Origin of the sequence: Halorubrum marinum, from assembly GCF_048381195.1 — an archaeon.
GTDB lineage: Archaea > Halobacteriota > Halobacteria > Halobacteriales > Haloferacaceae > Halorubrum.
Map to the genome: position 1 here is coordinate 250808 of NZ_JBLWMM010000004.1, position 23981 is coordinate 274788.

Below are 23981 nucleotides of genomic sequence, written 5' to 3' on the forward strand. Positions count from 1 at the left end.
GATCCGACTCGCAGAAACCTGTCAGCGGTGTGTCGTCGACTAGACGTCGTCCGGGTCCGTGGGGACCTCGATGTCGCCGGCGATGATGTCGGTGCGGATCTCGTCGATCTCGTCTTTGACCTCCTGTGGAATCTCGTCGCCGATCCCGTTGCCGTACACGCAGGAGACGCCCTCGTCTTCGAGGCCGAGCATGACCTGCGAACCGCCCTGGAACTCGCCGTTCACGGTGTTCCCGACCGACTCGTACACCGCGCTGTCGACGCGCTTGACCATCGACGCGAGAATGACGTCGTCGAAGTCGGCTTGGGTGAGCGACTGGTCGGAGTCGACGCCGATGGCGAATCGGCCCTCGTTCTGGGCCGCCTGGAACACGCCGACACCGCTGCCGCCGGCCGCGTGGTAGATGACGTCGACGCCGCTCCCGTACATCGAGAGCGCCGCCTCCTGGCCTCCGCTCGGGTCGGCGAAGTCGCCGACGTAGCTGGTCGAAACGTCGACGTCGTCCGTCGCGTACGCGACGCCGGCCTCGTATCCGGCCTGGAACTTCCGGATGAGCGGCGCGTCGACGCCCCCGACGAACCCGACGCTCGTCGAATCGGAGTCCGTCTCGCCCGCACCCGCACTGAACGACTGCTCACTGAGGAGCGCGGCGAGCGCGCCGACGAGGAACGACCCCTCCTCCTCTTTGAACTGGTAGCTGGCGACGTTCGGCTCGTCGAGCTGGTCGTCGACCAGGAGGAAGTTCTGTTCGGGGAAGTCGGGCGCCGTCTCGGAAAGGGCGTCGAGCTGCGCGAACCCGATACAGGAGACGAGGTCGTAGTCCGGATCGGTCGACTCGGCGTACAGCCGCTGGAATTGCGAGAACTCGCCTGCGTCGGCCGGCTGTGACTCGTCGTAGGAGACGTCGAACTCCTCGGCCGCGTCGATGATGCCGCGCTGTGCCGCGTCGTTGAACGACTCGTCGCCGAGCCCGCCGAGCGCGTACACCATCCCGACGTTGGTCGTGTCGTCGCCGCTCTCCCCGCCACTCCCGTCGTCGCCGCTTCCGTCTTCGCTCCCATCGTCTCCGCTGCCGTCGTCGCCCTCACTCTCGGGGCCGCCAGTACAACCTGCGAGTCCCGCGATACCGGTGATGCCGGCCGCTTGAATGAAGCGGCGACGGTCGAAGTCGGATGCCATAACGATTCAAGGGGGGCGGGTGACGGGCATAAAATCGTCGGTATCGAGCGTCTCGGAGGGCGAAACGGCCCGATGTTGCTGAGACCGTGCGCTACTTACTCAGTCGCGGCCGCCGCGTCCACTGCCGCCGCAACGAGGTCGGCGACCTCCGCCACCAGCTCGTCGACCGCGTCGCTCTCGGCGTACACGCGAACGTACGGCTCCGTGCCGGAGGGGCGAACGAGGGTCCACGACGCGTCCGAGAACTCCAAGCGCACGCCGTGGTCGGTGTCGACCGTCGCCTCGGGGAACGCCTCGGGGAGGCTGGTCGCCAGTCGGTCCATCGCGTCGGCCTTGCGGTCGTCGGGGCAGTCGACGCTCACCTTGCGGTAGGGGCGCTCGGTGATCGGCTCGCGGAGCGCGGCGAGCCCCGACTCGGCGACGAGGAGAGCGATCACGGCCGCGGACGTTACGCCGTCGATCCAGCCGCCGAAGGCGACGTGCACGTGCTTCCACGGCTCGGCGGCGAAGACGACGCGGGTGTCCGCGCTCGCCGACGCCCGGACTGCGGCGATCCCCTCGTGAAGCGCCCCGAGGCGCACGCGCTCGACGCGGCCGCCGGCCTCGCGGACGCGCTCGTCGATCCGCCCGGAGGCGTTCGGCGTCGTTACCACGACCGGGTCGTCGACGTCGCTCTCGCGGGTATACAACTCGGCGAGCAGCGCCAGAACGGTGTCCTCGTGGACCACCTCACCGTCGGCGTCGACGATCACGATGCGGTCGGCGTCGCCGTCGTGGCCGATGCCGAAGGCGAACCCCTCGGCCTCCCCGTCGGTGTCGGACCGAGGACGGCCGGGGTCCGAAACGCCCTCGTTGGCGTCGGCGATGAACGCCCGGAGGTCGCGCAGCGTCTCGGGCGTCGGCTTGCTCCCCCGACCGGGGAAGTGGCCGTCGACGTTACCGTTGAGCGTGACCACGTCGGCCCCGAGTCGGCGCAGCACCGTCGGTGTCGCCGGTGCGGCCATCCCGTTTCCGCAGTCGACCGCGATCCGGAGCCCGTGGAGATCCGCGCCGAAGTCGCTCGCGTACGCCAGCACGTCGTCGAGATATCTCCCGAGGGTGTCGACGCGGTCAGTCGTCGACCACTCGTCCCACGACGCGGGGGGCTCGTCCGCCGCGACGCGGTCCTCAACGGCGCTCTCGGCGTCCCGGTCGAATTCGCTACCGTCGCGGAACAGCTTGATCCCGTTGTCGGTCGGCGGGTTGTGCGAAGCGGTGAGCATGACGCCGTACCGTCCCCGCGAGGCGTGTGCGAGCGCCGGCGTCGGGAGCTGTCCGGCCCGATGCACCTGCACGCCTCCGGAGGCGAGCCCCGACTCCATCGCGGCCGCGATCGCGGGGCCCGTCACGCGCCCGTCACGAGCGAGCACGACCTCGGGGGTCGGGCCGCCGCTCTCGTCGTCGCCCTCGCGCGCTTCGGCGCTCATCTCCGCCGCGACCGCCCGACCGACAGCCAGCGCGAGCTCGGGCGTGACCCGCTCCTCGGCGCTGCCGCGGATGCCCGCGGTTCCGAACAAGTTCATATCCGTGGTGTCGCCCGCGTTCCGTTAGAAGCCGTCGGTTGCGGGTCGGCAGCCGTGGTCGTCGGTTGCGATCGTCGATCGCGATCGTCGGTCGTGAGTGCACGTCTCGTGAACGAGACACGACGCGCTCGCGACAACCACCTATTTAAGGACGATGCGCCCGCAACGACCGGCCATGAGCGACGACACGCGAGCGCACGTGTACGTCTCGGGGAACGTACAGGGCGTCTTCTACCGAGCGACGACCCGCGATACCGCCCGAGAGAAGGGAGTCAGCGGCTGGGTCCGCAACCTCGACGACGGTCGCGTCGAGGCCGTCTTCGAGGGGTCTGAAGACACGGTCCGCGAAATGGTCGAGTGGTGTGAAACCGGAAGCGACGCCGCCACCGTCGATGACGTCGACGTCAGGTTCGAAGAGCCCGAGGGAATCGACGGGTTCGAAGTCACGTGGTGAGCGGACCGTCCGGAGGATCGCGAACATCGAGTTCTTCCAGCGCCCGCAACACGACGATAGCTTCGACCACGTCCCGCTCTTCGGTGTAGGGGTCGTCGACAACGCCGAGGGTCGCCTCCGCCTCGCGTTCGAGCCGCGATTCCAACTCCGTCTGGTCCGTCTCCGCTTTCGTCGCCGACAGCAGCGCCTCGTGGTCCTCGCGGAGGTCCAGCGAGACGTGCGCCGCGTTACACCGCGAGAGCGGATGCGTGTCCATCTCGATCGCGAGGTCGCTCACGAGGTCCCAATCGTCGGCACAGAAGCGGAGCGTCACCGTCCCGACCACGTCGCGCCACGCGATCGGGCCGCCGTTGTTCATCAGGGTGAGTGCCCGCGGCGGTACGGCGATGCGGGTGTGGGTGTCGTCGCGACCGCACAGGCAACAGGGGGTGCTCTTCAGTCCAGCGTACACGCCGATCCGTACGGCCCGGAGGAGGGTGTTGCTTTCGGTGGGAGCGGCCTCGGCGGGGCACTACGGCACAAAACGTATTACTGGGGGCCTCGACCCGGAATCTAACGACTCCGTTCCATCGCCATGGCTCCGATCCCTTCTCCCGTTTCCGGCCGGTTCCGATCCGTCGAGATACTCGTCGGCGTCTACTTAGTGACCGTCTTCGGTCTCACGGCCGTCCTCGTCGGCGTGTGGCTCCCGATCGAGTGGACGGTGCCGACGCTGGCGATCGTCGCTACGGTGCTTCTCGTTCCCTTCTGGCCGGCGATGAGACGGGTCGCTCCAGGCTCGACGCGACCAGACTGACAGTTACCCGCTACACTCGGCGAGCCACTCGTGTGCCCACTCGTCGATCTCCTCGAAGACGGGTGCGAGCGACTCGCCCTTATCGGTGAGGCTGTAGTACGTCGCCACCGGCGAGTCCTCCTCTAACCGCCTGTCGACGAAGCCGGTCTCTTGGAGGTCGTCGAGTACGCGGGAGAGCGTCCGAGCGTTCGCGTCCGTCTCACGTTTCAGCTCGTTGAATCGTCGCTCGCCGTTCAACAGCTCGTGGAGGACGACGAGCCGCCAGCGCGAGCCGATCTGTTCGAGCGAGTCGACGACGGGACACGGCGTCTCTGGCCCAGAGGACGCGTCCGTTTCGGGTTCCACCTCCGTCGTTTCTGCCGGATCCGAACCGGCGAGATCGTGCGATGACATTGCTGTTACCTGCTTACCCTTTTGTCCGGGAAGCGATATATAGGTTACGTCCGTATATGTGGTTACACGATGATAGCTGAAGTCGCGACGATACCGCTCCAGTTCGACACTCCCCTCGCGGGCGAACTCTTCCTGATCGGTCGTATTCTGTTCGGGGCGACGCTCGCGTTCATGGGACTGAACCACTTTATGGACCTCGACACGATGGCCGGCTACGCCGAGTTCAAGGGGCTTCCGGCCCCTCGATTTTCCGTCGTCGCCTCCGGGCTCCTGCTCGTGTTGGGCGGCCTCGGCGTCGTCGTCGGCGCGTTTCCCGTTCTCGCGGCCGGCGGCCTCGCCGTCTTCCTGCTCGTCTCCGCCGTGACGATGCACGACTTCTGGTCGATGGAGGACCCGGAGGACGAGCAGAGCGAGATGACGAGCTTCCTCAAGAACGTCTACGGCGCCGGTGCCGCGCTCGTACTGCTGGCCGTCGGCGGTACCGCGTGGCCGTACAGTGTCGGCATCGGCCTCTTCTGAAGGGTCCAGAGGTGCCGGAAACGCACCTCAGTCGTACTTCTCGAACCCCATATCGCGAGCCAGTTCACGAAACGTCTGTCTGCTGAGCCAGATGTCGTACGCCCCGACCAACCCCTGCTCGCGGCCGGTCACGCGACAGACACGTCGTTCGGACGACTCGTCGGCAGGCGAGTTCGAATTCGTCATTTCTGCTCGGCTGTCCGCCTGATCTCCGGTGGGAGTGACGTGTCGGCGGCGACGGCCGCGAGCTCCTCGTCCGCGTTACACGTAGCCAGCCCGTCGATGGCCTCGCGCCGTAGCCCGCCAGAGAGCCCGCGAGTGCGGACGAGCACTGCGAGGTCGGATGCCCGGCTGTTCGCGACGAGGGCGTCGATTGCGGCACGACGTTTTTCGAGCGGAACGGCGTGTGAGACCGCGCGCTGGAAGTGGTTCGTCATCGGCACGCCTCCAGCGACTCGAACGATCCGGCCGCCGCCGTCAGCCACGTGGTCGATAACGAATCGCCGGGCGCGATCGAGTAGATCGTACACAGATCGGGACGGTCCTCACGCACCTCAACGACGGCGTGACAGCGTCGGCGGTCGCCGTCGCCGGTCGGTGATTGCTCCGTCCGGTTGTGATTCGGCGACTCCATCGAATCAGTTCGCAAGACCGATCTCCTCCTGTTCGTCCGCGGCGGCAGCCGCGTTGTCGGCTCCGTCGCCAGCCGCGTTGTCAACCTCGTCGCCAGCCCCGTCGGTCGCGCCGTCCGCCTGTTCGTCCGCTGGGGGTTCGAACGTCGGGAAGCGGTCCTCGAACGCCGACCAGTCGGCGGTCATCTCCGCGTCGTCGAGGAGGCAATCGTCGAGTCGCTCGCGGAGCGCGTCGTGGTCCATGTCGGTGCCGATCAGCACGAGCTGCGTCCCGCGGTCGCCCCACTCGTCGTCCCACATCTCATCGAGTCCGGGAATCTCCTCGCGTTTCGCCTCTCGCTCCTCGGGGGGTAAGGCAGCGATCCACGGCCCCGCGGAGGCGACTCGGACGGACTGGCCCGCCACGTTGAGCATGATCGCTTCTTCCTCGCGGCCCGCCAGCCAGAAGTGCCCCTTCGAGCGGACCACGGCATCCGGGAACTCGTCGAGCAGCGTAGCGAACCGCTCGGGGTGGAACGGACGACGTGCCTCGAAGACGAACGAAGCCACACCGTGCTCCTCCTCGGCGGATTCGTGTGGCTCACGCAGTTCCGCGATCCAGCCGGCCGACTGGCTGGCCGCCTCGAAGTCGAAGCGGCCGGTGTCGACGATCGCGTCGATATCGACCGTCCCGCGGGTCGTTCGAATAACCTCGGCACGAGGCTGGAGCGTCTCGACGAGTTCCTCGATCTCCTGAAGCGTCGCCTCGTCGACGAGGTCGCACTTGTTGAGCAGCAACACGTCACAGAATTCGACTTGCTCGACGAGCAGGTTACCGAGGTGTTTCTCGGTGCCGTCGTCGTCGAGGAGTTCGGTCGACTCCATCGCCGACTGGAACTGATGAGCGTCGACGACGGTCACCGCGGTGTCCATGTCGCACGATTCGAGCGGCTCGATACCGGTCTCCTCGTAGAACTCGGTCGGATCGAGGTCCGATTGATCGAAGCCGAGGGTGAGCGTCTGTGCCACCGGTAGCGGCTCCGCGACGCCGGTCGACTCGACGACGATCGCGTCGAACTCGTGATCGCGGGTGAGCCCGCCGATAGCGTCGAGGAGGTCTCCGCGAAGCTCACAGCAGATGCAGCCGTTATCGAGCTGTACGAGCTCTTCTTCTTCCGCGGAGATATCCGAGGACTCCGCGACGAGCTCCGCGTCGACGTTGACCGCTCCCATGTCATTCACCAACACGGCGAGGTCACGCTCTCCGCTCTGAGCCAAGATGTGGTTGAGCGTCGTCGTCTTTCCGGCGCCGAGCGTTCCGGAGAGCACAGTTACGGGGATGGTCTCTCGCTCCATGTATTATCAAACAAGAGGCCCCAATAAATAATTCTTATTATCTCTTACAGAGTTTTTATTAACTTGGGTCTGCTCTACGATGGCACGACGAATTACGTGACATGAGTACGAGACACCAAGACGACGCGCAGGGGTGCGTCATCGTCGGCGGCGGCATACACGGCACACATCTCGCCCAGCGACTGCTGGAGGGCACGTCGTTGGAGCACGAAGACATCACCATCGTTGACCCGCACGACCGCTTGCTGGCGGCGTTTCGTCGCCACGCGCGAGCCTGCGGGATGGAGACGTTACGATCGACGTACGTCCAACACGTCGGGACCGAGCCGTTCGGGCTCGAATCGTTCGCCGACTCTCGCGTTCGCGAGGACGAACTCATTCCGACGGTCGACTACCCGGATCGACCCTCGTTGGATCTCTTTCTCGACCACGCCGACCGGGTCATCGAGTCGAAGGCGATCGATTCGCTGCATCTGCGCGGAACCGTCGAGCGGATTCACGAACGAGCCGGCGGGGGCTTCCGACTCACGACCTCCACGGGGAGCATCGACGCCGACACGTGCGTCCTCGCCGTCGGTCACGGCGGTCGGTATCGACTTCCGGAGTGGACACAGGGAGTCGACGAGGTCGATCACGTCTGGGGCGGGTTCGACCCCGAAGCGACGGTCGATCACACGGTCATCGTCGGCGGGGGAATCACCGCGGCTCAACTCGCCCGCACTCTCAGCGAGACGCAGTCGGTGACGGTGGTAAGCCGACACCCGCTCCGGTGGGAGATCTCGGAGGCCGACCCGCCGTGGCTCAACTGGAACCACATCGAACGCGAGCTTCACTGTCACCCACCGGCCTCGAAGGCGCGACTCGACGCCGTGCGAGAGGCGCGGTATTCGGCCACGATCCCGCCGCATCTCTACGAGCTGATCGATGATCGACAGGCCGCCGGACGCCTCCACATCCGTCAGGCTGCGATCGAGGCGGCAACCGCGATCGAGGGCGAGGTACGACTCACGCTCGACGACGGCGACACGCTCGCGGCCGATCGCGTCGTGTGCGCGACCGGGTTCGAACCCGTCTTCGACCATCCATTCGTCGACCGACTGGCGACAGACATGAACCTCGCTCAGGGGTACCGTGGACTCCCGATGCTGGACGACGAGACCCTCTCGTGGGAGACGGACCGTGGGCGCTCAGTGCCGATGTACGTCACCGGTGCGCTCGCGGTCGGCGTCGTCGGTCCGTACGCGCCGAACGTTCCGGGAGCGAAACGCTCGGCCGACCGGATCACGCGGGCCGTCGCAGCGATCAGAGCAGATTCGTCCCCTTCAGCCATGCGCGCACGGCGGTAACCCGCCCGATCCGTCCGGAAGCAGCAAAACGCGGACAACCCATTTGTGGGTCGGGAATCGAGAGTAGCGTATGACCGACGCGCCACCCACCACCGGGCTCCACCACGTGACGAACATCTGCACCGACATGGACGAGACCGTCGAATTCTACGAGGACGTTCTCGGTTGGTACACGGTCAAGCGGACGCAGAACTACGACGACCCCGGAACGCCGCACTACTACTTCTCGTCGACGCCCGCGGGTGAGCCCGGAACCACCGTCACGTACTTCGAGTACCCGGGTTCACAAGGTGCACCCGGCCCGGGAGCGAGCCATCACTTCGCGTTCGGCGTGGAAGACGAGGAGACGCTCCGCGAGTGGCAGGAGCACCTCCGCGACCGCGGCGTCCGGGTCTCGGAGGTCAAGGACCGGACCTACTTCACCAGCATCTACTTTAGCGACCCCGACGGGCTCGTTTTCGAACTGGCGACGGAGGGGCCGGGGTTCGACTGCGACGAAGACGATCCCGGCAGCGACGTGATCGACCCGTTCGAGCGCGGCTACGAGGCGTAAGCGTCGGCGTCGACCTCTGAGTCGGTAGAGAACTCGCCGCTCGTCACGAACGGCGTTCGACCAGCGCCGCGAACCGATCGAGGGCGCGGCGACAGACCGGAACGTACCCGGCCGCGACGACGGGCACCTCGACGACGACTCGACAGCGGTGCGGGTCGTCGGCGTACCGGTCGACGCGGTGCCCGGTGGCGGGGACGCCCGCCACCCGCCAGTCCCAGCGACGGTCGGTGGCGCCGGTCACGCGGAACGGCAGCCACGCGCCGCCGACGCGGACGCGCCCGGACGTGCCGGCGCGGACGAGTCGGTCATCGCTCTCGACCGCATCGATGGCGGGCCCCCACTCCGGCCACGTCCGCGTGTCGCGAAGCGCCTCCGCGGCGACCGCCGGCGGGACCGACACGTCGCGACCGACCGCGAGGGTAAGCCCCTCGCGCGCGACGGCTGCCGCCGAGTCGCCGTCGGCTCGACGCGCAGGTTCACAACGCGTGTCCGATTTTGACTCCCGAAACGGGCGACAAATCACGGTTCGTCCAACGGTCTCGGTCGAAATAAGCAGACGTATATTAATACCTTAAATGGTATCAGGTCTCATTATCTCATTCCACGAAGGGTTAATACGGGGATCGGCGCAACTCGCAGGCAAGATGGCAAGCGATCGCGACACCATGAAAGACGTCTCGCACACGGCACCGAACGACACCTCCGCGAAAGCGGTCTGGGAACGAGGACGCGGCCACGTCGAAGAAGAAGAAGAGGAGTAGGCCGACCGGCTCACGAGTTCTCGTTTTTCCGTTTTTTCGGTTCCGACGGACCCCGAATCGGGTATCGACTATCGAGCCGCGGCATCGAGCGCGGCGCGCGAGGGACCGTCGTCACGGTCACAGCGTCCCCGTCTCACTGACGCTCGCCGCCCTCGTCGACAGTCTCCCGTGAGCCGTCGTCGTCCGCCGGAGCGTTTCGCGGCTTTCGACCGAGCATCGCGCGAAGCGACTTCCACGCCTGTCCGCGTCCGGCACCCTTCGATATCTGCACTCCGTCGAAGGACGCCGCCGGGTGAGCCGTTTCGGGTCCGAGGTGATCCATGTGCGCGGAGATCCACGTGAACGCGCCGACGGTACCCGTCAACAGCGCAAACGACCCCCACATCCAGAGTGCGGCCAGTCCGGCCGCGCCGACCACGACGCCGGCGATGACGTAGACGAACGCGACGAAGATCAACAGCACCGTGACGGTCGCGAGCAGATCGTTGACGGCCGTGACGCGGGCGTTGTAGTCGATCCACTCGGCGTAGCTCCGCAGCAGTCGTTCGTCGAAGTCGATCGCGGAGGCTCCGTCACCGTCTAGCTCAGGGGTCGCGGTGCCGTCTGTGCGATCGGGGCCCTCCGTGTGCTTCCCTCTCGCCGCCTCTTGCGCGAGTATATCGTCGATCGCGGCGATATCGAGGCCGCCGCGGAGGTCCGACGCGGTATAGGTGACTGCGGCCAACCCGGTCGACGCGAGCAGGAGGAATCCGCCGACGACCGTGAACGGGTTCAGAAAGACGCCGATGTCGAGGTCGGTCTGGACGATAATCGAACCGCCGGTGACGACGATCCCGATCAACAGCAGGTTCGCTTTGAGGATCTCTATCGCCTTGGTGTCGATCTCGCGGAGTCGTTCGACCTGGTAGTCGAACGTCGTCCGCAACTCCTCCCGCGTCGCGTCTGCGACCGCGGGGTCGACGGCCGGCCCCCGGTCCGACATGTCCCCTCGATCGCTCATTGGGAATCGATTTCCGAAGCAGCGACGTAAGCGTGTCGGCAGTCGGTTAGGAACGCCGCGAGACGGGCCGCTCCCGTTATGTGCGTGTGTTGAAATCGACTTCTTCAGACACACTACCGCAGGAAACGGCCGTTCGCTGAAAACTGCGTGTTGGCCAGTGACCTCCCCTCCCCCGCTCGCTGACGACGAGGAGACCGTCGCTTCCAGTGATTCAGAGGGGTATCACACCCGACAGCGCACGATCGATGGTAACGTCTCACAAACCTTGAAGGTAGTGGACAACGAATCCGAGACGGGAGGAAACATGGCAATCACCTCAGCAATCGGGGGGAACCGCGCAACGTTCGACTCGGTGACAGACGTACTCGCAAAAGCCAACGAGCGCAAGACCGGCGATGAGCTTGCGGGCGTCGCTGCCCGGTCGGACGCCGAGCGTGTTGCCGCCAAAGACGCGCTTAGCGACCTCACGCTCGAAACGCTACGAGAGAACCCCGTTGTCCCCTACGAAGACGACGAAGTGACCCGAGTGATCCAAGAAGCCGTCCGCGAGCCGGTCTACGAGCGAATTCGGGACTGGACGGTCGGTGAGTTCCGCGAGTTCCTCGTCGACGCCACCACGACCGATGAAGACATTCGCGCCATCCGTCCCGGTCTGACGAGCGAGATGATCGCGGCGGTCGCCAAGCTGATGTCGGATATGGACCTGGTCCTGGTCGCCTCGAAGATCACCGTGACGGCTCGCTGTAACAACACCGTCGGCGAGCCCGGCCGGCTCTCGTTCCGCTTACAGCCGAACGACCCCGCCGACGACGTGGACAACATCCTCGATTCGACGCGCGAGGGGCTCGCCTACGGCGTCGGCGACGCGGTTATCGGCGTCAACCCGGTGACCGACAACGTCGCGACGACGACCGAGATATTAGCGGCGACCCGCGGAATCATCGACGAATACGACATCCCGACCCAGAACTGCTGTCTCTCGCACGTGACGACTCAGATGGACGCCGTCCGGGAGGGCGCGCCTGCGGACCTGATCTTTCAGAGTCTCGCGGGGACCGAAGCCGGTAACGACGAGTTCGGCGTCGACGTCGCGACGCTCGACGAAGCGTACGAGCTCGGGAAAGCGCAGTGTAGCTCCGCGGGCCCGAACGTCATGTACTTCGAGACCGGCCAAGGCTCCGAGCTCTCGGGTGACGCCCACCACGGAGTCGACCAGGTAACGCTCGAAGCGCGTTGTTACGGCCTCGCCAAGCGGTACGATCCGTTCATCGTCAACACTGTCGTCGGCTTCATCGGGCCCGAGTACCTGTACGACGGCAAGCAGGTGATTCGCGCCGGCCTCGAGGACGTCTTCATGGGGAAGCTTCACGGTATTTCGATGGGCATCGACGCCTGCTACACCAACCACATTCAGGCCGACCAGAACGACATCGAACAGCTGGCGATGTTGCTCTCGAAGGCCTCGAACTACTTCATTACCGTTCCGATGGGCGACGACGTGATGCTCAACTACCAGTCCAACAGCTACCACGACGCCGCCTCGCTGTGGGAGTTACACGACCTCCGACCGGCGGCCGCCTTCGAGGGGTGGCTCGAGGAGATGGGTATCATGCGCGAGGGCAGGCTCACGGAGAAGGCGGGCGATCCGACGATATTCACCGAGGGACCACCCGATGACGGCTAACAACTCATCGGACGACCGCGACGCGCTTCTCGACCGCATCGCCGACCGCAACCCCTCTCGGCTCGGCGTTGGTCGGGCGGGCTCGCGGCCGCGAACGTCGACGCTTCTCGAGTTCCGCTCGGATCACAGCGTCGCTCGCGACGCGGTCCACAGCCACGTCAGCGACGAACTCGTCGAGACGATGGGGCTCTTTTCGGTCCGGACGCTCGTCGAGGACAAAGACGACTACCTCGCCCGCCCCGATAAGGGCCGAGAGATTTCCGAAGAGACCGCCGACCTGCTTCGCGACGCGTGTCAGCGAGCACCTCAGGTACAGCTGATCGTCGCGGACGGGCTGAGCTCGACGGCTATCGAGCGCAACATACCCGATCTCCTGCCGATTCTCACTGACGGACTCGACCGGCGCGGGCTCGACGTTGGAACGCCGATCTTCGTCACCTACGGTCGGGTCGACGTGATGGACGCGATCGGCGAGGAGCTCGACGCCGAGTGCTGTCTTATCTTGATCGGCGAGCGCCCCGGACTGGCGACCGCCGAAAGCCTGAGCGCGTACATGGTCTACGGCCCCGAACGCGGGACGCCGACGGCCAAGAAGACGGTTATCTCCAATATACACGCCGGTGGACTGCCGCCGGTCGAAGCCGGAGCCGAAATCGTCGACCTCATCGACGAGATGTGCGACAAGCAGGCCAGCGGCCTCGACCTCACGGCTGCGGACCGCGAGTTCGCGAAGGGATGATCGTGCCGACACCGAAGTGGGGTATCAACCGTGTCTGAGTCACCCGCGGATTCGACGTCGACACTGACGAGCGTCGGGATCGACGTCGGGACGACGACGACTCACCTCGTCGTCAGCGAGCTGGCGGTCGAATCCGCCGGCGTTTCGGGGACCGAGAAACTCGCTATCGGCGACCGGACGGTTCGCTTTCGCGGCCCGGTTCACGAGACGCCGCTGATCGACCCCGAGACCGTCGACACCGAGGCGGTCGCCGGACTCATCGCTGCCGACCTCGATGCCGCCGGCGTTACTCCCGCGGAAATTGATACGGGAGCGGTCATCGTCACCGGTGAGACGGCCCGCACCGCGAACGCCGAGCCGCTGGCACACCGACTCGCCGACGAGAGCGGGAGCTTCGTCGTCGCCACCGCCGGCGCGGCACTCGAGGCAGTCTTGGCCGGACGGGGTTCCGGTTCGGCCGCTCACGCGACCGAGTCGCAAACGACCGTCGCCAACGTCGACGTCGGCGGCGGCACGACCAACACCGCGATTTTCGACGCCGACGGCACCGTCGAAACCCGGTGTCTCGACGTCGGTGGGCGGCTGGTCGGCGTTGACGACGGGACGATCACGAAACTGGCCGCTCCGGCTCGCGCGATCAGCGAGGCGAACGGCCTCGACCTTTCACTCGGTGAGCCCGTCGATCCGGACAAACTGTCCGCGCTCGCGTCTGCGATGGCTGCCCTCGTGATCGACTCGCTTCTCGGACCGCCGTACGACCGGCTCACGCTGGAGCTGTCGATCGGGTCGCTACCGGACGAACCCCGGGCACTCGACGCGGTCGTCTTTACTGGCGGTGTCGGCCGACTGGTCGGCGAGCACATCGATTCGCCAGTCGGTACCGACCCGTTCGCCTACGGCGACCTCGGGCCGCTGCTCGCCGAGGCGCTAACGGAGGCGGCCGTCGACTCACAGTTGTCGGTGACGCGGCCGTCGGAGGATCTGCGTGCGACCGTCATCGGTGCGGGAACGCACACGACCCGGCTCAGCGGCCGTACCGTCTGTATCGACCCCGATCTGTTGCCGCTGCGTAATCTTCCGGTGATCTCAGCCGGCTCACTGGCCGACATCGATAACGCCGCACTCACAGCGACGTTTTCGACGGTTCTCGAACAGGCGACTCAGCGGTATGACGTTCGGGATATCGGCGGCGTCGCGATCGGGATCGACGACACTGGCGGCCTCTCGTACGACCGGCTTCGGGCGGTTGCGTCGTCTTTTGTAGCGGCCCTCGAGAACGGCTACCCTCAATCGGTTCCGATTACCGTCGTCACTCACCAGAACTGTGCGAAGGCACTCGGGCAATTGCTGAGGGCGAACTGTTCGGACAGGCCACTCGTAGTGATCGATGAGCTCGCTGTCGGAACGGGCGAATACCTCGACATCGGAAAGCCGATTGCGCACGGCGAGACGGTTCCGGCGGTAGTCAAAACGCTCGTGTTCGGATCGTGAGTAATTCACCATCGTCAGAGCGGTTTTGTACCCGTGTCGTGAGGACCTCGTATGCACGACGTACGGCCCGAAGCGAAGCCATTCCGATTCGACACGGAGGTCGATCCGGGCGAGAAGCGACACATCCGGTACGAGGTCGGCGAGACGTACCTCGGCGACCCGATCCAGATGCCGGTGACGGTGATCAACGGCGAGCACGGCGGACCGACACTCTTCTGTTCCGCCGGAATCCACGGCGACGAACTGAACGGCGTAAAGGTCGTTCAAGAGGTCGCCGCGCGGTACTCGCCCGCCGAACTCCACGGGACTATCGTCTGTCTGCACGTGTGCAACGTCCCGGCGTACGAGGCGCAGCGCCGCGACACGCCGATATACGACCAGGACATGAATCGGTCGTTCCCGGGGAGAGAGCGGTCGAACACCACGGAACGGATGGCGAACCGCATCTACCAACGGTTCGTCTCGCAGTGCGACATCGGACTCGACTTCCACACGTCGACGCGGAACCGAACGACGATATATCACGCCCGCGCCGACCTCGACGACCCGGACGTCCGTCGGCTCGCGCGGGCGTTCGCGACGAACGTCGTGCTGTACGGCGCGGGAGACACCGGGTCGCTTCGCTCGACCGCCACCGCGGACGGGATCCCGACGGTCACCGTCGAGATGGGTCGCGCCCACCGGTTCCAACCGGTGCTCGTCGAGAAGGCGCTGGAGGGGGTCGAGAGCGTCCTCGCCGAGTACGGACTCCTCCCCGAGAAACCGGTTCACTGGCCCGGCTGGTACCTGTCGACGGCGGCGGACAGCACGAAGCGCTGGCTCCGGGCCGACACCGGCGGACTCGTCGAGATGGAGTGGGGACCGTATCCCCTCGTCTACGAGGGAGAGACGATCTGTACGATCACGAACCACTTCAAAACGGAGGAACACGCCGTCGAGGCGCCGTTCGACGGGCTGATACTCGGGTCGCTTGAGAACCCAGTGGCGGCGCCGGGGCATCCCCTGTGTCACATCGTCCGGCTCGACGCGGAGACCCGCGACGAGATCGAGCGCGAGATCGACATCGGCGAGTTCGACGGCTACCGCGCGCACGGCGACGCGTGGGCGGACGACTGATCGGTTCGGGTCCGCAGGACGAGAATCCGATTTCGAACCGATCCGCCGAGCCCCGTTCTCGCGGGTGATAGCCGCGGGGGTGGATTTAACCGAACCCGAGGGCGACCGAGAGCCATGATCGAGGTGACGGGGCTCCGGAAGACGTACGGCGACTTCGCGGCCGTCGTCGACAGCACCTTCACCGTCGAAGAGGGAGAGGTGTTCGGGATCGTCGGCCCGAACGGCGCCGGCAAGACGACGACCCTGAAGGTGCTCGCCGGGCTCGTCGACCCGACGGCGGGCGAGGTTTCGGTCGCCGGGTTCGCCTCCGACGACCCGGAGATGCGGCGGCGACTCGGCTTTCTCCCCGAGGAGTCCCCGCTGTACGAGGAGATGACGCCGCGGTCGTACCTCCGGTTCTTCGCGGACCTGTACGACGTGCCGGGCGACGTCGCCGACGAGCGCATCGAGGCCGCGCTCGACCGGCTCGCGCTCGACCACCGGAAGCGACGCCTCGGCGACATGTCGAAGGGGATGAAACGCAAGGTCGCGATCGCCCGGTCGCTCGTCAACGACCCGGACGTGCTGGTGTACGACGAGCCCGCGTCCGGACTCGACCCCGTGACGACGAACTCGGTGCTGGAGTTCACCCGCGAGCTGCGCGCGACCGGCAAGACCGTCGTCTTCTCCGCGCACAACCTGTATCACGTCGAGTCGGTCTGTGACCGCGTCGTGGTGATGAACGAGGGGCGGATCGTCGCCCGCGGGAGCGTCGACGGGATCCGCGAGCGACACGGCGAAGCGAGCTACCACGTGTTCACCGACGTGGAACCGACGGCGACGGACCGACTCGTGGCCCTGCGCGAGGGCGACGCGAGCGCCGTGACAGAGGAGGTCGGCGATCGCTACCGGACCGTGGTTCCGGACATGGCGGCCGTCGAGGCGGTTCGAGAGGCGGCCGAGGAGGGTGGCGGCGAGGTCGTCGACATCCGGACCCACGAGCCGAGCCTCGAGGACGTGTTCCTCGACATCGTCGGACGACCGATGCCGGGGCGGTACACGGGCGACGGTGAGCGAGACGAGAGTAGCGAAGCCGGTGACGAGCGTGCACCGAGCGACGCGACGCCACCGGTATCGACGGAGGGGACCGAGTGAGAGGTCGGCTTCGCCGGGTCCTTCGGGTCGCCCGCTGGGAGACGGCCCGGGCGGGCGGGGGCGTCGACCGACGGACCCTCGCCGCCGCGCTGGCGCTGCTGCTCGTCGCCGGTGGCGTCCTCGGCGGAGGGCTCGCGGTCGGGGCCGTCGGGCTCGACGTCGATCGGGACGTGTACCGCGTGGGCGTCGACGCCGATTCGCCGTACGCGGACGCGGTCGGCGCCGACCCCTCGCTCACGGCCGTCTCCCGAGACGGGGCGTCGCTCGGTGAGAGCGCGGACGTTCTGGTCCTCGACCGCGGTGTCGAGACGGGGACGATCGACGGAGAGACCGTCGGCGACGCGGTCGTCGTGGTCGCCAGCGACACTCAAAAAGGGGCGGCCGCGGCGGCGGCGTTCCGCGAGGCCGTCGAGGCGCACAACGAGCGGCTGATGGCCGCCGAGGAGAACGCGACCGCGGCGTTCCCGGTCACGGTCACCCTGCAGTACGCGAGCCGGACGAGCGGCCTCGGTAGCGGGGCGACGCTGGGCGGGGACGACGGCTCCTCGACCAGCGGCGGAACTGACGGCGGCGAGGCGATAGACGGTAGCGGGACGGACGGGAACGGAGACGGGACGGACGGGAACGGAGACGGGACGGACGGGAACGGAGCCGGAACGGACGGAGACGGGGCCGAGGACGGTGAGCGCGAGAGTGCGACAGCGTCCGACGGCGACGAAGCCACAGATGGCGATCACGGTCTCGCGGTCCCCTCGATCGGTGGCGGCGTGTTCGGTGCCGACACGGTCGGGTCGCCGGGAGCGATCACGCCGCCGTTCCCGTTCGCCTCGCTCCTCCTGGCGTTCGCCTTTCTCGTGCCGATGAATTTCCTGATCCAGGCGTACGGCTCCTCGGTGCTCGACGAGCGCACGAACCGCCGGGGTGAGCCCCTGCTCGTCACGCCGCTGTCGCCCGCCGAGATCGTCGCCGGAAAGACGCTGCCGTACCTCGTCGCCGCGCTGGCCGTCACGTCGCTCATCGCGGTCGCGGTCGGGGGTGGCGCGCTCTCGGTGTTCGCCGTCCTCCCGATCGCCGCGACCTTCCTCGCGGCGACGTTCGTCGGGGCGATGTTCGCGCGGTCGTTCAAGGAGCTCACCTTCGTCACGGTCGGCGTGAGCGTCCTGCTCACGACGTACGCGTTCGTCCCCGCCGTCTTCACGAACGTCACTCCGGTGGCGCTCGTGTCGCCGCTGACGCTCGTCGTCTTCGACCTCCAGGGCGAGGCCGTCTCGGTGAGCGAGGCGCTGTTCTCGACGACGCCGATGGCGCTCGGCGCGCTGCTGCTGTTCGGCCTCGGCTTGGGCGTCTACCGCGAAGAGGACATGTTTACCCAAAAGCCCGTGACGCGGAAGTTCCTCGACGCGCTGGCGGTTCGGCTGTCGCCAGTTGGTATTACCGGTGCCGCTGGCGTTACCGGTGGGAATGTCGGGGAGACAGCGAAAACCGGTCCGGAACGCAAGTCGAACCCCTCCGTCCGCGACCGACTCCGACCGCTCGCGACGGTCGGGGTCCTCACCGCCTGCACGATCCCCTTCGTGTTCGTCGCCGAGCTACTCGCCGTCGCCCTGCTGTTCGCGCTCCCGGTGACGGTTTCGATTCCGGTGTTGCTCGTGACGATCGCCTGTATCGAGGAGCTAGCGAAGAGCGTTCACCTCTACGCCGGCTTCGAGCGCGGTCGCTTCGCTCGGACCGACCGAGTCGCCGTCGCCGTCGGACTCGCCTCCGGCGCGGGATTCTTCATCGCCGAGAAGGCCACCGCGGTCGTCCAGGCGATCGGCCTCACCGACCTGTACGTCGGACGGGCCGCGTTCGGCGGCGTCGCTGGCGTGGGGGGCCTTTCGACGCCCGTCCTCGTTGCACTGCTATTCGCCCCGCTCCTGCTTCACGGGTTCGCGACGACCGTCGCAGCAGTGGGAGCGAGCCGGAGCCGGGCGCAGTACGCACTCACGCTGGCGCTGGCGACGCTGATCCACGCCGCGTACAACTTCGGGGTGGTGAGCGTCCATGGATGACGGGATCTGGTCGCGAACCGGCGGCAGCCGGCTGACGATCGCCGGGCGGGAGCTCGCCGGGCTCCGGGCTGAGAAGACGATCCTGCTCGCGATCGGGATTCAGCTGTTCATCGCGGCGTTTTCGTCGTTCCTCGTCGTCGGGCTGGTCTCCATGTACGACCCGGGCGCGCTCGACGGCGCGGAGATCGAGGTGGCGGCGGCGGGCGACGCCGTGGCGGACTTGGAGCGAGCGGCCGACGAGGTCGCCGGGGTCTCGGTAACGCGGTACGCGGACGCCGGTGCCGCCCGGCTCGCGTTCGAGCGGAACGCGGCCGACGCGGCGGTGGTCGCCAGCCGAGAGGGCGGGGGCGGGGTGTCGGTAGTGGCAACTGCGCCCGACGCGGCCGTCGAGACGACGGTGATCGTCGTGCAGCTCCGCGAGCTGTTGCGGACGTACGAGCTGAACGAGCGCGCGGATCGGGTCGCGTTCCTGAGCGAGTCGCCGCTCCCGCTGCCGGAGCAGACCGGATCCAGCCCCTACTTCACGTTCACGTACACCGTGTTGATCCCGGTGTTGGTCTTTTTACCCGTATTCATCTCCGGGTCGCTCGTCGTCGACTCGATCACCGAGGAGATCGACCGGGGAACCCTCGAACTGCTCAGAGTCGCGCCCGTCACGCTCGGGGAGATCGTCGACGGCAAGGCGCTGGCGGCGATCGCGATCGCCCCGGGACAGGCGCTTCTGTGGCTGTTATTGCTCCACGCCAACGGCACCCCGGTCGCGAACGTCCCCTCGATCCTCGCGTTGATGACCGCGTTGACGACGCTCGTCGTCGCGCTCGGAGTCGCCATCGCGGCGCTCGCCCCGGACCGGCGGGCCGCGCAGTTCCTCTATTCCATTGGTGTGCTCGTCTTCTTCGGCGGGGCCACGGCCGTGGCCGGCGGTCCGACGAACGCGGTGGCGCGGCTCGCGATCGACAGCGCCGACGCGACGACGACCGCCCTGATCGTCGCCTACGTCGGCATCGCCGCAGCCGGGTACCTCGGCGTCCGGCGGTTGGTCGCCGCGAGCGGATTCGACGGGTAATCCTCGCGTTCGCGGTCGGCGCTCATCGCTCGCGGAATCGGTCGTCGAGCCGCGCTCGAAGTCGCCCACCGGCTCCGTCGAGCTGCTGGGCGCTCGGGACGCTCCAGCCGCGCGCGACCGCCACGAGTCGCGTCCCGACGGTCACGGCGGCACAGACTGCGGCTGCGACACCGGCAGTCGCGCCGAGGAGTCCGGCCAGCCAGTAGGCGCTGCCGCCCAGCACCGCGCAGCTCGCGTAGAAGTCGTCGAAGAGGATGAACGGCGCTCGGTCGAGCAGGATGTCGGCGAACGCGCCGCCCCCGGCGGCGTTGATCGTCGCGACGGCGACCACGCCGAACGCCGACACCCCCGCCTCCGTCGCGACGATCGCGCCGGCCGTGGCGAACGCGGCGAGGCCGACGGCGTCGGCGACGAGCGTGACCGGGTGCGTGTCCGGCGACGCGAGCACGACGCGCAGCGCGACGGCGAGGCCGACGCCGATCAGTCCGAGCGCGATCTCGACGGGGGAGACGAGCGCGAGCGGAACGCGATTCACCAAGAGGTCACGGGTCACGCCGCCGGCGAACGCCATCGCCAATCCCACGACGGCGACGCCGAAGAGGTCGAACTCCTCGCGGATCGCCTTCGTCGCCCCCACGAGCGCGAACGCGACGAGCCCGACCGTGTTCATCACGGCGAACGGGTCGCCGACTAACACCTCGACGAGGTCCTGCGTCACGGTTTCACGGTTGGGCGATACCCCTCTTGAGCCCTCCGGCTCTCACGTCTCGAACGCGCGAAAACCTCCGTCCCGAACGCTCCCGGATCACGTCCCGAACGCGCCCAGACTCGACTGCAGTTCGCGGTCCGGCACCTCCTCCGTCAGCTCGAACCCGACGAGGTCGCGGGCGTCGACCGCGTAGGTCGAGCCGCCGCGGTCGAGTACGAGGACGCGGCCCTTCCACCCGCGAACCGTTCCGGCCGCGAGCGTCTCCGCGACGGGACGGTCAGCGAGGTCGAGCCCGTCGTCGAACGAAAACGTCTCGATCGGGTCGAACCGGTCGAGAAGCGCTTCCCACGCGCCCTCGTCGACGTCGCGTCCGAAGCCGTCGAGCTTCGTCGGGACGCGAACCCGGTCGACGAGCCCGTCTCGGCTGGCCAGTTCCGACTCGACCTCCCGGGCGATCCGTCCGTCGGGGAGCGTGCGGACGTGCGCCGCTCGGTCCGCACCCTGCTCGCGGAGCCGCGTCTCCAGCCGCCAGAGCCGGGTGACGCCCACCTTCAACACGTCGGGCGCGAACGCGGCGAGGTACAGCGCGTGCTCCTCGTGACAGTCCATCTCGTCTTTTAAACACGTCCCCGTACAGCGCGCGCACACCCAGACGCCGCCGTGGGCGTCGCAGTACGGCGACTCCGGTGCGTCGCAGGCGATGTGATCGCCGTCGTGGACGGTCCCCGCACAGCGGCGGTCGCCGAGGCCGTACGTCAGCTCCGTACCGGCGGTCGCCTCGACGAACTCGACCGCGCCACCGCTCGCGACGTACAACCCCTCCCCCGTCTCGTAGCCGACGACCTGCACGCTCGTTCGTACGCGGAGCCGGGACTTATGCGCGTCGCTGGCAGCCCTTTTAAGACGAATCGCGTGCGATGGTGACGCATGCTCGACACCGAGCTCGCAGTCACCGGGAGAGACGGCGGCGTCGACCTCGCGCTCACGGTGACGAACGCGGGCGATGACCCGATTACGCTTCGGTTTCGGACCGGACAGCGGGCCGAGTTCGCGGCGTACGCGATCTCGGACGCAGATCCGGACGCAGACGCTTGCGAGGAGTTCGACCCCGTCGACATCGACCCGATCTGGCGTCACGGCGCCGGTCGGATGTTCACACAGGCGCTCGGCACGGAAACCCTCAAACCCGGGGATTCGGCGACCTACGAGGGCCGTTGGAGCGACCCGCCCGCCGGGACCTACCGGATCGTCGGGACGCTGACCGCGGACGACGCCGGGCCGACGGCGACCGCGACCGTGACGATCTGACCGTCGGTCGATCGCGACGTCGGTCACCTGCTCACTTCTGTTGAGAACCGGCAGCTACCGCTCGGTCAGCGGTTGGGCGTGAGCCACGCGGGCTTCACCGATCGTCGGCGCCGACTCGTTCGGTGTCATCTCCGTCCGCGTTGGCGCCGTGTACGGCCTGCGTGACCGCTCGTTCGAGTCGCTCACGCGTCCGGTGGCTCGACTCGCCGTCGGTCCGCACCTCGATCAGGTGTGACCCGTCGGCCTCGCGGGCGCGAGCGCAGGCCTCTCGGAGCGACGATGCGATCGATTCGGGCGATGCCGTCTCGCCATCGTCCCCGTTCTCTCTGTCGCTTCTGTCGCCATCGTCGGTCGATCGCACGTTGGCAGGCCGCGCATCGATACGAGCGTACGCCAGCCCGTGAAGGTCGGCCAGCGGCTCGAACGCGAGCCCGTGCGGCGTCTTGAACGACCCGGTAAACGGGGGATCGAACGACTCGATCGGGAGCGCGTGGAAGATCCCGCCGCCGTCGTTGTTGATGAGGACGATAGTGACGTCCACGTCGCAGCGATCGATCGCGAGGAGCCCGTTGGTGTCGTGGTACAAGGCCAGATCGCCGACGACGAGGGTGAGGTCGTCGGTCGTCGCGGCACCGGCCCCCAGCGCGCTGGAGACGATTCCGTCGATGCCGGAGACGCCGCGGTTGCCGAGGGCGGTGACGCTCGTCGTCGAGGGGCCGACGAACCGATCGAGGTCTCGGACCGGCATCGAGTTGGAGACGAACAGCGTCGCCGGGTCCGGGAGCGCGTCGGCGACGACGCGGAGGGCGTCGCCCTCGTGGAACGGGACGGCGTCGCCCTCGTGGAGCGGGACGGCGTCGGGACCGAGCGCGTCGTCGGGGAGTTCCCCCTCTTCGTCGGCGGTCTCCCGACGGTGAAGCGCTCTGGCGGCTCGGTCCGCGTTCTCCCACTGCGCGCGCCACTCCGGGTTGCCGCCGCCGGCGACAAGTCGGGAGAGGCGTGCGCAGAGACGGCTCGGCTCGGCGACGACGAGGTCGGTCGCGGCGAACTCCGCCTCGCGCCACCGACCCGCCGGATCGACCTGATACTGGTCGGCACCCGTACCGGCGAGGTACGTGCGGAGGTTCTTCGAGGTCGGCGACGCGCCGAGTCGGAGGACGACGTCGGGGTCGTCCCAGTCGGCCGTCGGCTCTGCGGAGTCCCCCGCAACGGCCGCGGAGAGGTACGCGTCGTACGCACCGATAACGGGCGCAACTCGGGTATGGCCACCGTAGCGGAGGCCCGAGAGCGGGTCGGCGAGGACGGGGAATCCGGTCGCGTGTGACAGCGCCGTGACCGCCTCGGGGTCGAGCCCGGGCGGATCTGCGGGCCCGGCGACGATCAGTCCGCGTTCGGCGCTCGATAGCTCGTTCGCGAGCAGCCGGAGCTCGTCGTCTCCCGGTTCCGGCGACCCCGGCGTCACGTCCACGTACGGGCCGTTTCGTCCCGTCTCGGCGATCGGATCGAGGTCGGCAGGCACGTCGCCCGAGACCCGCGTCGGCTCAAGCGGCTTTTTGAACGGAACGTTGAGGTGAACGGGTCCGGGGTCGGCTCCTTCGGCGGTCGCGACGGCGCGGGCGACGGTCGTCCGGAGCGAGCGGAGCGCCCGGTCGTCCGCGGCCGGTTCGGGGAGGTCTTTATAAAACCGGACGGCGTCGCCGTACAGCTTCTCCTGGTCCGCGGTCTGGTTCGCGCCCGAGTCTCGCAGCTCCGGCGGGCGGTCGGCGGTGAGCGCGAGCAGCGGGACGCGCGCGTTGCTCGCCTCCATCACCGCTGGGTGATAGTTCGCGGCGGCGGTGCCGGAGGTGCAGATCAGCGGCGTCACCTCGCCGGTCCGCCGGGCGCGTCCGAGCGCGAAGTAGGCGGCGGACCGCTCGTCCAACTGGGAGAACACGTGCAGGTCCTCGTGGCGGGCGGCGGCGACCGTCAACGCGGTCGAACGGCTGCCCGGCGAGACGACGACGGCGTCGACGCCCGCGGCGACGAGTTCGTCGACGAGAGCGGTCGCCCACAGCGTGTTCCGGTTCGGCGCGGTCATTGCCACCGCTTGGGAGCCGATATTTAAATACTCCCGCGGGTCGGGGGCGGGAAGCCGTCGACTCCGTTCTGCAACG

At 67.5% G+C, this 23981-nt stretch carries 27 protein-coding genes; 14 read left to right on the top strand and 13 right to left on the bottom strand.

Annotated elements, in window-relative coordinates; translation table 11 throughout:
* Positions 1 to 39: 39 nt before the first annotated feature.
* Positions 40 to 1179: a BMP family lipoprotein gene (locus ACNSN4_RS07670; protein ID WP_418285210.1), complete on the bottom strand. Its 1140-nt coding sequence runs from the start codon at positions 1177 to 1179 to the stop codon at positions 40 to 42.
* A gap of 95 nt (positions 1180 to 1274) precedes the next feature.
* Positions 1275 to 2741, bottom strand: coding sequence for a phosphohexomutase domain-containing protein (locus tag ACNSN4_RS07675; RefSeq protein ID WP_418285211.1), 1467 nt, complete (start codon positions 2739 to 2741; stop codon positions 1275 to 1277).
* 175 nt (positions 2742 to 2916) lie between these two features.
* Between ACNSN4_RS07675 and ACNSN4_RS07680 the strand changes: the two genes are divergently transcribed.
* Positions 2917 to 3195: an acylphosphatase gene (locus ACNSN4_RS07680; RefSeq protein ID WP_418285212.1), complete on the top strand. Its 279-nt coding sequence runs from the start codon at positions 2917 to 2919 to the stop codon at positions 3193 to 3195.
* Here the strand turns inward: ACNSN4_RS07680 and ACNSN4_RS07685 are convergent.
* Positions 3185 to 3646: a DUF7960 family protein gene (locus ACNSN4_RS07685; RefSeq protein ID WP_418285213.1), complete on the bottom strand. Its 462-nt coding sequence runs from the start codon at positions 3644 to 3646 to the stop codon at positions 3185 to 3187. The two genes, ACNSN4_RS07680 and ACNSN4_RS07685, sit on opposite strands and share 11 nt — an antisense overlap.
* 123 nt (positions 3647 to 3769) lie before the next feature.
* Here ACNSN4_RS07685 and ACNSN4_RS07690 point away from each other — a divergent pair, with 123 nt between their 5' ends.
* Positions 3770 to 3991 (top strand): hypothetical protein, encoded by a 222-nt coding sequence (locus ACNSN4_RS07690; protein ID WP_418285214.1) that lies wholly within the window; start codon positions 3770 to 3772, stop codon positions 3989 to 3991.
* Positions 3992 to 3994: 3 nt separating this feature from the next.
* On the opposite strand, the gene ACNSN4_RS07695 is transcribed toward ACNSN4_RS07690, so the two are convergent.
* Positions 3995 to 4384: a winged helix-turn-helix transcriptional regulator gene (locus ACNSN4_RS07695; protein ID WP_418285215.1), complete on the bottom strand. Its 390-nt coding sequence runs from the start codon at positions 4382 to 4384 to the stop codon at positions 3995 to 3997.
* 69 nt (positions 4385 to 4453) lie between these two features.
* On the opposite strand from ACNSN4_RS07695, the gene ACNSN4_RS07700 reads away from it, so the two are divergent.
* Complete coding sequence (locus ACNSN4_RS07700; protein ID WP_418285216.1) at positions 4454 to 4903, top strand: DoxX family protein; 450 nt, start codon at positions 4454 to 4456, stop codon at positions 4901 to 4903.
* A gap of 27 nt (positions 4904 to 4930) precedes the next feature.
* Here ACNSN4_RS07700 and ACNSN4_RS07705 read toward each other — a convergent pair whose 3' ends face one another.
* Genes ACNSN4_RS07705 through ACNSN4_RS07720 form a run of 4 tightly spaced genes read right to left on the bottom strand, consistent with a single transcriptional unit; the run spans position 4931 to position 6870 of the window.
* Positions 4931 to 5089 carry a 30S ribosomal protein S14 gene (locus ACNSN4_RS07705; protein WP_418285217.1) on the bottom strand — a complete coding sequence of 53 codons (159 nt, stop codon included), beginning with the start codon at positions 5087 to 5089 and terminating at the stop codon, positions 4931 to 4933.
* Positions 5086 to 5340 (bottom strand): hypothetical protein, encoded by a 255-nt coding sequence (locus tag ACNSN4_RS07710; RefSeq protein WP_418285218.1) that lies wholly within the window; start codon positions 5338 to 5340, stop codon positions 5086 to 5088. Before ACNSN4_RS07710 ends, ACNSN4_RS07705 begins: the two co-directional genes overlap by 4 nt.
* The gene (locus ACNSN4_RS07715; protein ID WP_418285219.1) at positions 5337 to 5552 is read right to left on the bottom strand and encodes a DUF7511 domain-containing protein; all 216 of its coding nucleotides are present in this window, start codon (positions 5550 to 5552) and stop codon (positions 5337 to 5339) included. Before ACNSN4_RS07715 ends, ACNSN4_RS07710 begins: the two co-directional genes overlap by 4 nt.
* A complete protein-coding gene (locus ACNSN4_RS07720) occupies positions 5542 to 6870 on the bottom strand; it encodes a GTP-binding protein (protein ID WP_418285220.1) in 1329 nt (442 codons plus the stop codon). The genes ACNSN4_RS07715 and ACNSN4_RS07720 overlap by 11 nt, the downstream gene beginning before the upstream one ends.
* A 101-nt stretch (positions 6871 to 6971) precedes the next feature.
* Between ACNSN4_RS07720 and ACNSN4_RS07725 the strand changes: the two genes are divergently transcribed.
* Positions 6972 to 8216: an FAD/NAD(P)-binding protein gene (locus ACNSN4_RS07725; protein ID WP_418285221.1), complete on the top strand. Its 1245-nt coding sequence runs from the start codon at positions 6972 to 6974 to the stop codon at positions 8214 to 8216.
* A gap of 70 nt (positions 8217 to 8286) precedes the next feature.
* Complete coding sequence (locus tag ACNSN4_RS07730; RefSeq protein ID WP_418285222.1) at positions 8287 to 8769, top strand: VOC family protein; 483 nt, start codon at positions 8287 to 8289, stop codon at positions 8767 to 8769.
* Positions 8770 to 8812: 43 nt separating this feature from the next.
* On the opposite strand, the gene ACNSN4_RS07735 is transcribed toward ACNSN4_RS07730, so the two are convergent.
* Positions 8813 to 9289: an SRPBCC family protein gene (locus tag ACNSN4_RS07735; protein ID WP_418285392.1), complete on the bottom strand. Its 477-nt coding sequence runs from the start codon at positions 9287 to 9289 to the stop codon at positions 8813 to 8815.
* A 124-nt stretch (positions 9290 to 9413) separates the two neighbouring features.
* On the opposite strand from ACNSN4_RS07735, the gene ACNSN4_RS16555 reads away from it, so the two are divergent.
* Positions 9414 to 9530 carry a DUF7989 family protein gene (locus ACNSN4_RS16555; RefSeq protein WP_496923288.1) on the top strand — a complete coding sequence of 39 codons (117 nt, stop codon included), beginning with the start codon at positions 9414 to 9416 and terminating at the stop codon, positions 9528 to 9530.
* Positions 9531 to 9663: 133 nt separating this feature from the next.
* On the opposite strand, the gene ACNSN4_RS07740 is transcribed toward ACNSN4_RS16555, so the two are convergent.
* Positions 9664 to 10530: a hypothetical protein gene (locus tag ACNSN4_RS07740; RefSeq protein ID WP_418285223.1), complete on the bottom strand. Its 867-nt coding sequence runs from the start codon at positions 10528 to 10530 to the stop codon at positions 9664 to 9666.
* A gap of 304 nt (positions 10531 to 10834) precedes the next feature.
* Here ACNSN4_RS07740 and ACNSN4_RS07745 point away from each other — a divergent pair, with 304 nt between their 5' ends.
* The 7 genes from ACNSN4_RS07745 (at position 10835) to ACNSN4_RS07775 (ending at position 19811) form a co-directional block, all read left to right on the top strand.
* A complete protein-coding gene (locus ACNSN4_RS07745) occupies positions 10835 to 12214 on the top strand; it encodes an ethanolamine ammonia-lyase subunit EutB (RefSeq protein ID WP_418285224.1) in 1380 nt (459 codons plus the stop codon).
* The gene (gene eutC / locus ACNSN4_RS07750) at positions 12204 to 12953 is read left to right on the top strand and encodes an ethanolamine ammonia-lyase subunit EutC (protein ID WP_418285225.1); all 750 of its coding nucleotides are present in this window, start codon (positions 12204 to 12206) and stop codon (positions 12951 to 12953) included. The genes ACNSN4_RS07745 and eutC overlap by 11 nt, the downstream gene beginning before the upstream one ends.
* A 30-nt stretch (positions 12954 to 12983) precedes the next feature.
* Positions 12984 to 14444 (top strand): ethanolamine ammonia-lyase reactivating factor EutA, encoded by a 1461-nt coding sequence (locus tag ACNSN4_RS07755; protein WP_418285226.1) that lies wholly within the window; start codon positions 12984 to 12986, stop codon positions 14442 to 14444.
* Between the two features lie 51 nt (positions 14445 to 14495).
* Positions 14496 to 15560 carry a succinylglutamate desuccinylase/aspartoacylase family protein gene (locus tag ACNSN4_RS07760; RefSeq protein ID WP_418285227.1) on the top strand — a complete coding sequence of 355 codons (1065 nt, stop codon included), beginning with the start codon at positions 14496 to 14498 and terminating at the stop codon, positions 15558 to 15560.
* A 114-nt stretch (positions 15561 to 15674) separates the two neighbouring features.
* On the top strand, positions 15675 to 16694 hold the full coding sequence (locus ACNSN4_RS07765; protein ID WP_418285228.1) for an ABC transporter ATP-binding protein: 1020 nt from the start codon (positions 15675 to 15677) through the stop codon (positions 16692 to 16694).
* Complete coding sequence (locus ACNSN4_RS07770; protein WP_418285229.1) at positions 16691 to 18745, top strand: ABC transporter permease; 2055 nt, start codon at positions 16691 to 16693, stop codon at positions 18743 to 18745. Before ACNSN4_RS07765 ends, ACNSN4_RS07770 begins: the two co-directional genes overlap by 4 nt.
* Entirely contained in the window at positions 18738 to 19811 is a 1074-nt protein-coding gene (locus ACNSN4_RS07775) for an ABC transporter permease (RefSeq protein WP_418285231.1), read from the top strand. The genes ACNSN4_RS07770 and ACNSN4_RS07775 overlap by 8 nt, the downstream gene beginning before the upstream one ends.
* A 22-nt stretch (positions 19812 to 19833) precedes the next feature.
* Here the strand turns inward: ACNSN4_RS07775 and ACNSN4_RS07780 are convergent, their stop codons facing one another.
* Both ACNSN4_RS07780 and ACNSN4_RS07785 read right to left on the bottom strand, forming a co-directional pair.
* Positions 19834 to 20481 (bottom strand): trimeric intracellular cation channel family protein, encoded by a 648-nt coding sequence (locus ACNSN4_RS07780; protein WP_418285393.1) that lies wholly within the window; start codon positions 20479 to 20481, stop codon positions 19834 to 19836.
* A gap of 135 nt (positions 20482 to 20616) precedes the next feature.
* Positions 20617 to 21369 (bottom strand): DUF2797 domain-containing protein, encoded by a 753-nt coding sequence (locus tag ACNSN4_RS07785; RefSeq protein WP_418285232.1) that lies wholly within the window; start codon positions 21367 to 21369, stop codon positions 20617 to 20619.
* Between the two features lie 78 nt (positions 21370 to 21447).
* Between ACNSN4_RS07785 and ACNSN4_RS07790 the strand changes: the two genes are divergently transcribed.
* Positions 21448 to 21828 (top strand): BsuPI-related putative proteinase inhibitor, encoded by a 381-nt coding sequence (locus ACNSN4_RS07790; protein WP_418285233.1) that lies wholly within the window; start codon positions 21448 to 21450, stop codon positions 21826 to 21828.
* 94 nt (positions 21829 to 21922) lie between these two features.
* Here the strand turns inward: ACNSN4_RS07790 and menD are convergent, their stop codons facing one another.
* Complete coding sequence (menD, locus tag ACNSN4_RS07795; protein ID WP_418285234.1) at positions 21923 to 23905, bottom strand: 2-succinyl-5-enolpyruvyl-6-hydroxy-3-cyclohexene-1-carboxylic-acid synthase; 1983 nt, start codon at positions 23903 to 23905, stop codon at positions 21923 to 21925.
* Between the last annotated feature and the right edge of the window lie 76 nt (positions 23906 to 23981).